Origin of the sequence: Microcoleus sp. Pol7_A1 (genome assembly GCF_036701085.1) — a bacterium.
Lineage (GTDB): Bacteria > Cyanobacteriota > Cyanobacteriia > Cyanobacteriales > Microcoleaceae > Microcoleus > Microcoleus asticus.
In genome coordinates this window covers 1-1,331 of the sequence record NZ_JAUBQD010000164.1, presented here as the reverse complement: position 1 = coordinate 1,331, position 1,331 = coordinate 1, and the positions used below count along the sequence as shown (strand labels likewise).

2 protein-coding genes are annotated in these 1,331 nt (G+C 41.6%); one reads left to right on the top strand and one right to left on the bottom strand.

All coding sequences use genetic code 11. The features are described 5' to 3' along the window. Nucleotides 1–116: 116 nt before the first annotated feature. Complete coding sequence (locus QUA20_RS31775; RefSeq protein ID WP_333194322.1) at nt 117–599, bottom strand: winged helix-turn-helix domain-containing protein; 483 nt, start codon at nt 597–599, stop codon at nt 117–119. 203 nt (nt 600–802) lie between these two features. On the opposite strand from QUA20_RS31775, the gene QUA20_RS31770 reads away from it, so the two are divergent. Next, nucleotides 803–1,303: a hypothetical protein gene (locus QUA20_RS31770; RefSeq protein ID WP_333194320.1), complete on the top strand. Its 501-nt coding sequence runs from the start codon at nt 803–805 to the stop codon at nt 1,301–1,303. The last annotated feature ends 28 nt before the right edge of the window (nt 1,304–1,331 follow it).

Below are 1,331 nucleotides of genomic sequence, written 5' to 3'. Positions count from 1 at the left end.
TGCCAACAATAGCTCAAAACCTTTGCCCCACTTGTTTTGAGTATTTATACTTGTCGCAAAAGTGACACGCTCCCAGACCTCTATAGGCTGTGAAGGGTATCTTTCTTGCAGTTCCCTCACTCGGTCTGAGAGTTTTTTTTAAATTCCTCTTGTTCAATTTTCTCCCGTTTCTTATGTCGAGGTCGAGGTTTTTGAGGTGAGTAACCGCACTTTTTTAGGTAGTCCCATCCTAATAGTTTTCCCACTTGTTCTCTCCCGGTCTTTTGGGCGACCCATAATGCAACTTTTGGTCCACTCCAGATGCCTCTATCGGGCGATTCTCCTTTTAAACTTAAACGCAGTTCTTCTAATTGAAAAGCATTGAGTAAGGTATGGCTGGGACGTTTTTTTGGGGACTGCTTTTTTTGAAGAATTGCTGTCTCTCCTTGCTGGTTATAGCTTTTAACTATTGTTCGAGCATAGTCATAATTGATGCCAATTACTGCTGCTGCTTCTTTGATGGTCCAGGATAGCGAAATTAACCACAATAGTTGCCAACGACGGGCTTCTATGGGATTGGTTGTCTCTCGATAACGGTGCTTGAGTTCTGCTGCACTCAAGTAGGGTTCTAGATGTGCAATTCTTGTCATCTTTTTGTTTGAACCTTTAACTTACATCAACGAACGATGGTAGCTCATAAACCACCAGTAAACGAGTCGTGAGCAGGGGAATATGTCGCCCGCCTGGCGTGTCGAGCGCCCGCCTGGCGTGTCGAGCGCCCGCCTGGCGTGTCGAGCGCCCGCCAATATGGCTAAGTTTCGGTATGGCCGTCATAAAGGGGGTAACTAACCCGGATTTGGTATTACTGGTTTGTGATTCACATAAAAACTCTTGTCAGTGGGATTTAGTCTATTGCTCAGTTCCTGCAAAATCCTATAATGATTTATTGGGTTTTCAGAATGATGAAAAATTAACAATAATTGCTATTTTTAAATTTCATCCTATGAACCGTTGTGTTCTCGCAGAGATTGGTGAATCCGAACAAATTCAAGCCTCAATAAAACTTTTAATTGTTGAAGATAATTTGTTGAATTTTAGCCTATTGGCGAGGCGGTTTATGAGAGTTAATTTGGTGACATATTATGGCTTTGATGTAGAAGCAGTAATGCAAACCGTAGCTAACAAACAAGTAGATATAATTATAGTCAAGCCTAATTATTTGCGTAAATATAGAGAAGTGAATTGGATGGAGAATATCCGAATGTTAAAATCTAACCCACATTCCGCAGGTGCGCTCGCGCGCTCAAGTATTTTTAAAAGATGAGCAATATTGAAGCGTCTGATATTAGAGT